Source organism: uncultured Oxalicibacterium sp. (genome assembly GCF_913776015.1).
Taxonomy (GTDB): Bacteria; Pseudomonadota; Gammaproteobacteria; order Burkholderiales; family Burkholderiaceae_D; genus Oxalicibacterium.
Map to the genome: position 1 here is coordinate 23518 of NZ_CAJYMD010000035.1, position 6923 is coordinate 30440.

Sequence of the window (6923 nt, forward strand, 5' to 3'; positions counted from 1 at the left end):
CAAGGTGATCAGGATTCGGAAGACGGTGCATCGGGCAGCATCGTCACGCCCGGTAATTCGCAGGACAACAACGCTTGCCGTACCGCTTCGATGGCAGCGCCGCGCGTGAAGCTCTTGCGCCATGCGATCACCACGCGACGCGATGGTGCCGGATCGCTGAACGGCAGATAGCGCAGCATACCTTCGTTCGGATGCATGTCGGGAACTGAGCCACGCGGCAGCACGGTGATGCCGATGCCGGATGCCACCATGTGGCGAATGGTTTCCAGCGACGAGCCTTCGAAGGTACGCGCAATGCCATCGCCCGAAGTCGAAAAACGCGCGACTTCCGGACATACTTCGAGCACCTGATCGCGGAAACAATGACCATTGCCGAGCAACAGCATGGTTTCGGATTTCAACTCATCGCTGCTGATGTTGTCGCGCTTGGTCAGTGCGTGATGTTCGGGCACGGCAACGACGAAGGGTTCATCGTAAACCGGTTGCACGACCAGTCCTTGATCGTTGAATGGCAGCGCGACCACGATGGCGTCGAGTTCGCCCTGACGCAGCAGTTCCACCAGTTTGACCGTGAAATTTTCCTGCAAGACCAGCGGCATTTGCGGTACGCGCTCGATCAGCGTCTTGACCAGCGGTGGCAAGAGATAAGGCGCAATCGTGTAGATGATGCCGAGGCGGAACGGACCGACCAGCGGGTCCTTGTTCTGCTTGGCGAGCTCCTTGATGGCAGCCGTCTGTTCGAGTACACGTTCAGCCTGCACCACGATCTGCGCACCGAGCGGCGTCGTGGAAATCTCGCTGCCGCCACGTTCGAACAGGGTGATGCCTAGTTCGTCTTCGAGTTTCTTGATGGCGACCGACAGTGTTGGCTGTGCCACGAAGCAGGCTTCTGCCGCACGCCCGAAATGCTTTTCGCGGGCCACGGCAACGATGTACTTGAGTTCGGTAAGCGTCATGACAAATCCATGCCGAGCGTTGCCTGTGTGACTCGCGGCGTAACGGACGGCGAACGAAAAGAAGAAGGACTGGACAGCTATTCTATACCTTCAGGTATTCCTCGCGCGAGCCTAGCCAGCGCGCCAGATGAGCGTCGACCGTGGCGGGATCGTCGGATAGCAGCATTTGCGCTGCGTCGCGCGCGCGTTCGACCAGCCACTGATCGGTTTCCAGATCGGCGAAGCGCAGCATGGCTTGACCGGACTGGCGTGCGCCGAGGAATTCACCGGGGCCGCGCAATTCGAGATCGCGTCGCGCGATTTCGAAGCCATCGGTAAATTCGCGCATGATAGCCAGCCGTTGTTTGGCAACTGGCCCCAGAGGTGACTGGTAGAGCAACAGGCAGACACTGGCTGCCGAGCCGCGTCCGACGCGGCCGCGCAACTGATGCAGTTGCGACAGGCCGAAGCGTTCGGCATGCTCGATCACCATCAGCGACGCATTCGGCACATCGACGCCGACTTCGATCACCGTTGTCGCGACAAGCAAATGGATTTCGCCTTGTGCGAAGCCATCCATGACAAGCTGTTTCTCTGCCGGCTTCATCCGGCCGTGTACGAGGCCCACCCGCAGATCGGGCAATGCGGCAGACAGTGTCGTGTATGTATCGGTCGCGGTTTGCAACTGCAGTGCTTCCGATTCCTCGATCAAGGGGCAGACCCAATAGATTTGTCGTCCTTCGAGCGCAGCGGCATGCACGCGTTCGATGACTTCATCGCGCCGGTTCTGATCGATGACGCGCGTGACAATCGGCGTGCGGCCCGGTGGCAATTCATCGATGACAGACACTTCGAGATCGGCGTAGTACGTCATGGCTAGCGTGCGCGGAATCGGGGTGGCCGACATCATCAACTGGTGCGGTACGGTGGCGCGCTGTTTGCGCGCAGAGGTTGCGTTATCTGCGCCTTTGTTGCGCAACGTCAGCCGTTGGCCGACGCCGAAGCGGTGCTGCTCATCGACAATGACCAGCCCCAGTTTGGACAACTGCACATCTTCCTGAATCAGCGCATGGGTGCCGATGACGAGTTGCGCTTCGCCGTTTTCGATCAAGGTCTTGGCCTCGACCTTTTCTTTCTTTTTGAGGCTGCCGGTCAGCCAGACGACGCGAACTCCCAGCGGAGCCATCCAGCCCGCGATCTTGCGGAAATGTTGGTCGGCCAGAATTTCCGTCGGTGCCATCAATACGGCCTGGAAGCCGCTGTCGATCGCTTGTGCGGCGGCAATCGCTGCCACCACGGTTTTACCGCTGCCGACATCGCCTTGCAGCAGGCGCTGCATGGGAAACGCTTGCTGCATGTCGTGACGGATTTCCTTGAGCACGCGTTGTTGGGCCTTGGTCAAGGCGAACGGCAGTTGCGCAAGAAAAGCGCGTGACAGCGTGCCCACTTGCTTGAGTACCGGCGCACCTTTATCGCGGCGCGCCAGTTGCGCGCGTTTCATCGACAATTGCTGCGCCAGCAACTCATCGAACTTCACGCGTACCCAGGCATCATGCGAGCGATCAATGAGCGCACTTTCATCGATCTCGGGTGGTGGATTGTGCAGCAGGCGAATCGCCGGCTCGAATGGCATTAACTGATGGGCGGTACGCAAGGCGTCGGGTAGCGTATCGCGCCAGTCGATACGACTCATGGCGCTGACAATCGTCTTGCGCAGCAGGGTTTGCGACAAGCCCTCGCCAGCCGGATAGACGGGCGTCAATGCATCAGGCAGCGGTGCGCCTTCGTTAACCATCTTGTAGCTTGGATGCACCATCTCCGCGCCGAAGAAACCGTGCCGCACTTCGCCGCGTGCGCGCACGCGATTGCCTTCTGCAAGCTGCTTGACCTGGCTACCGTAGAAATTGAGGAAGCGCATCGTCACTTGGCCGCTGTCATCGCTGATCGTGACGACCAGTTGGCGGCGCGGTCGAAATGCGACTTCGCATGCCGTGACGACGCCCTCCACCTGTACCGGTTGGCCGTAGATGGCGCCAAGTTCACCGATCCGGCGTACTTGCGTTTCATCTTCGTAACGCGCAGGCAGATGCAACACCTTGTCCATGTCGGTATGCAGACCGAGGCGGCGTAGTTTCTCCTCAATCTTGCTGACGGCAGACGCTGTTGCAGCACTAGCCGCCGGCATTTTCGCGGTCGTATCTTTGCCTGCCTTGCTGGGAGCGCGTTTGGCGGCAGAACGTGGAACAGGCGCGGATTTGTTTTTTGATGCGGGCATATCGGGCCGAAACGGGCGACAGGGCGTAAAATAGTGGGTTTTACAGACGCTGCATCCAACGCAATGCAGTAATGCAGGCGGTTCGCCAGTCTGGCGATTATGGCAACGATAGCAGGTCTGCCGCAACCGTTCTTTATCTTGTCCACGTTACCCCGTACTTGTCCGACGCATGTATTCCCTTTCCGATTTCGATTTCGATCTGCCGCCCGAACTGATCGCGCAAACGCCACTGGCTGAGCGCAGTGCATCGCGTCTGTTGCATGTCGATGGTGGGCAATGCATCGATCGTCGTTTTGCCGAGATCATCGATCTGTTGCAGGCCGGCGATCTGCTGGTGTTCAACGACACGCGTGTGCTCAAGGCGCGCTTTTTCGGCATCAAGGAAACCGGCGGCAAGGTCGAGGTGATGGTCGAACGCGTGCTTGATACGCGGCGCGTGCATGCGCAGATTCGCGCATCGAAGTCACCGGTGCCGGATATGCGCATTCGTCTGGCCGATGCGTTCGATGTGGTCGTCGGGCAGCGCGCGGGCGAGTTCTATGAACTGACTTTCCCGGACGACGTGTTTGCGTTGATCGAGGCGCATGGCCGCCTGCCGTTGCCGCCTTACATCGAACACGATGCCGACGCGTTCGATGAAACACGCTATCAGACCGTGTATGCCAAAACGCCGGGCGCCGTGGCGGCACCGACTGCGGGTTTGCATTTCGATGAAGCCTTGCTCGACAAGCTCAGGCAAAAAGGCGTGCAGTTGGCCTACGTCACGCTGCATGTCGGTGCCGGCACCTTCCAGCCAGTGCGTACCGAGAATCTTGCCGAGCATCAGATGCATAGCGAGTGGTACACGATCGGGCAGGACACGGTCGATGCCGTACGTGCCGCACAAGCTGCCGGGCGCGATGTCATTGCGGTCGGTACTACCAGCCTGCGTGCGCTGGAGTCCGCTTCGCAAAGCGGAAGACTCGCAGCCGGCAGCGCTGATACGCGATTGTTCATTACGCCCGGCTACACCTTCAAGACGGTGACGCGTCTGATCACCAATTTCCATCTGCCGAAGTCGACCCTGCTGATGCTGGTCTCGGCGCTGGCCGGCTATGACACCATCCGCGCCGCCTATGCACACGCGATTGCGCAGCGTTACCGTTTCTTCAGTTACGGCGATGCGATGTTCCTGACGACGAAAAAACCATGCTGAATTTCAAACTGCTCAAGACCGACGGCAAAGCACGTCGCGGCCAGATGACGCTCAACCACGGCGTGGTCGAAACGCCAATTTTCATGCCGGTGGGTACCTATGGCTCGGTCAAGGCGATGTCGCCGCTCGAACTCAAGGAAATCGACGCCCAGATCATTCTCGGCAATACCTTCCATTTGTGGCTACGCCCCGGCAACGACATCATGGCCAAGTTTGGCGGCCTGCACGATTTCATGGGGTGGGACAAACCGATTCTGACCGATTCGGGCGGTTTCCAGGTGTTTTCACTGGGTGCGATGCGCAAGATCACCGAAGAAGGCGTGCATTTCAATTCGCCAATCAATGGCGACAAGCTGTTTCTCTCGCCTGAAGTGTCGATGCAGATTCAGCGCGTGCTCAATTCCGATATCGTCATGCAGTTCGACGAATGCACGCCGTATCAGATCGACGGTCGCCCGGCCACGACCGAAGAGGCGGCCAAATCGATGCGCATGTCCCTGCGCTGGGCCAAGCGTTCGCTGGATGAGTTCAACCGCGAAGAAAACCCCAACGCGTTGTTCGGCATCGTACAGGGCGGCATGTTCGAGATGTTGCGTGACGAATCGCTGGCGGGGCTGGAAGACCTGAATTTCCACGGCGTTGCCATCGGTGGGTTGTCGGTTGGCGAGCCCAAGGAAGACATGCTGCGCGTGCTCGAACACGTTGGCCCGCGCCTGCCGGCCAACAAGCCGCATTACTTGATGGGCGTCGGTACGCCGGAAGATCTGGTGGCCGGTGTGGCGAACGGCATCGACATGTTCGATTGCGTGATGCCGACGCGCAATGCGCGCAACGGCTGGATTTTCACGCGCTATGGCGACGTCAAGATCAAGAATGCGCGTTACAAGGATGACCAGAAACCGCTGGATGAAAGCTGCAATTGTTATACCTGCCGCAACTTCTCGCGTGCCTATCTGCATCATTTGCACCGTACCGGCGAGATTCTGGGGGCGCGACTCAACACCATTCACAATCTGCACTATTACCTCGATTTGATGAAGCAGATGCGCACCGCCATCGAGGAAGGCGGCTTCCAGCAATTCGTGATCCGCTTCCACGCAGATCGGGCGCGGGGCGCATAGATTGTCGTCAGGAAAACAGGGTGCGTGGCCGGCCGCCCTGCGATGCTAGAATAGCCGGTCGTCAATCAACAATCTGGAGCATTCCCCGTGTTTATTTCCAACGCATATGCAGCCGCGCCAGGTGGCGCGATGGGTGGTTTGATGCAGTTCGTGCCGATCATCCTGATGTTCGTGGTGCTGTATTTCCTGATGATTCGTCCACAGATGAAACGCCAGAAGGAACACAAGGCCATGATCGATGCCGTCACGCGTGGCGATGAAGTCGTGACGTCCGGTGGTGTGCTCGGTACCGTGACCAAGGTGTCCGATGTCTACCTGTCGATCGAAGTGCAAGCCGGCACGGAACTCATCATCCAGAAAAGCGCCGTTACCACGCTGCTGCCGAAGGGCACCATCAAGTCGCTGTAAGAAAAACGACCCCACCTCTGCCGTTGCAGACGTGGGGTTGATTTTTGTCCTGACGTTTTACCCTGATCCCGAATCACTATGAATCGCTATCCCCTCTGGAAGTACATCACGATCATTTTCACGTTGGTCGTGGGGGCCTTGTACACCGTCCCCAATTTCTTCGGTGAATCGCCTGCCGTGCAGATCAGCAGCGCCAAAGCTACCATCAAGGTGGATCAGTCGCTGATGACGCAGATCGAGCAGACGCTGACCAAGGAAGGCATCCAGCCGAGCGGCATGGTGTATGAAACGATCGGCAATCAGGGCACCATCCGTGCGCGCTTTCCTTCGACCGACATCCAGTTCAAGGCCAAGGGCATCCTGGAGCGCGATCTGAATACCGATCCGAGCGACCCGACCTATCTGGTGGCGTTCAACCTCTTGCCGAACACGCCGATGTGGCTGCAAAGCCTGCGTGCGGCACCGATGTATCTGGGCCTCGATCTGCGCGGCGGTGTGCACTTCCTGATGCAGGTCGATACCAAGGCCGTCATGAACAAGCGCGTGACCGGCCTGCAAGCCAGCGTGCGCAGCATCCTGCGTGACAAGAATGTGCGCCATGCCGGTATTGCCCGCGTGGGCGATACGGTGGAAGTGTCTTTCCGCGATGCCGAGACGCGCACCCGCGCTCGCACCGTGCTGTCGGACGAGCTGCGCGAACTGTCGCTGAGCGAAACCGGCACGGGCAGCGATCTGAAACTGGTTGGTGCCTTGCAACCGACAGTGCTCAAGCAGACCATCGAAGATGCGGTACAACAGAACATCACCACGCTGTCCAAGCGTGTGAATGAATTGGGTGTGGCCGAGCCGGTGATCCAGCGCCAGGGTGCGGATCGCATCATCGTGCAATTGCCCGGCGTGCAAGACGTGTCGCGCGCCAAGGACATCATCGGCAAGACCGCCACGCTGGAAGTGCGCATGGTCGATGAAAGCGTGACGCGTGGTACCGA

At 58.9% G+C, this 6923-nt stretch carries 5 protein-coding genes and 1 pseudogene; 4 read left to right on the forward strand and 2 right to left on the reverse strand.

Annotated elements, in window-relative coordinates; translation table 11 throughout:
- Window positions 1–8 precede the first annotated feature (8 nt).
- Both QZ725_RS05455 and recG read right to left on the reverse strand, forming a co-directional pair.
- Window positions 9–956 carry a hydrogen peroxide-inducible genes activator gene (locus QZ725_RS05455; RefSeq protein ID WP_293777139.1) on the reverse strand — a complete coding sequence of 316 codons (948 nt, stop codon included), beginning with the start codon at window positions 954–956 and terminating at the stop codon, window positions 9–11.
- Window positions 957–1038: 82 nt separating this feature from the next.
- Entirely contained in the window at window positions 1039–3120 is a 2082-nt protein-coding gene (gene recG, locus QZ725_RS05460; protein ID WP_293777142.1) for an ATP-dependent DNA helicase RecG, read from the reverse strand.
- A 259-nt stretch (window positions 3121–3379) separates the two neighbouring features.
- On the opposite strand from recG, the gene queA reads away from it, so the two are divergent.
- The 4 genes and pseudogenes from queA to QZ725_RS05480 all read left to right on the forward strand — a co-directional run.
- Window positions 3380–4405 (forward strand): tRNA preQ1(34) S-adenosylmethionine ribosyltransferase-isomerase QueA, encoded by a 1026-nt coding sequence (gene queA, locus QZ725_RS05465; protein WP_293777140.1) that lies wholly within the window; start codon window positions 3380–3382, stop codon window positions 4403–4405.
- A complete protein-coding gene (gene tgt / locus QZ725_RS05470) occupies window positions 4399–5526 on the forward strand; it encodes a tRNA guanosine(34) transglycosylase Tgt (protein ID WP_293777141.1) in 1128 nt (375 codons plus the stop codon). The genes queA and tgt overlap by 7 nt, the downstream gene beginning before the upstream one ends.
- Window positions 5527–5655: 129 nt before the next feature.
- Window positions 5656–5934, forward strand: coding sequence for a preprotein translocase subunit YajC (gene yajC / locus QZ725_RS05475; protein ID WP_293777143.1), 279 nt, complete (start codon window positions 5656–5658; stop codon window positions 5932–5934).
- 78 nt (window positions 5935–6012) lie between these two features.
- Window positions 6013–6923, forward strand: a pseudogene (locus QZ725_RS05480) (protein translocase subunit SecD); the annotation flags it as partial.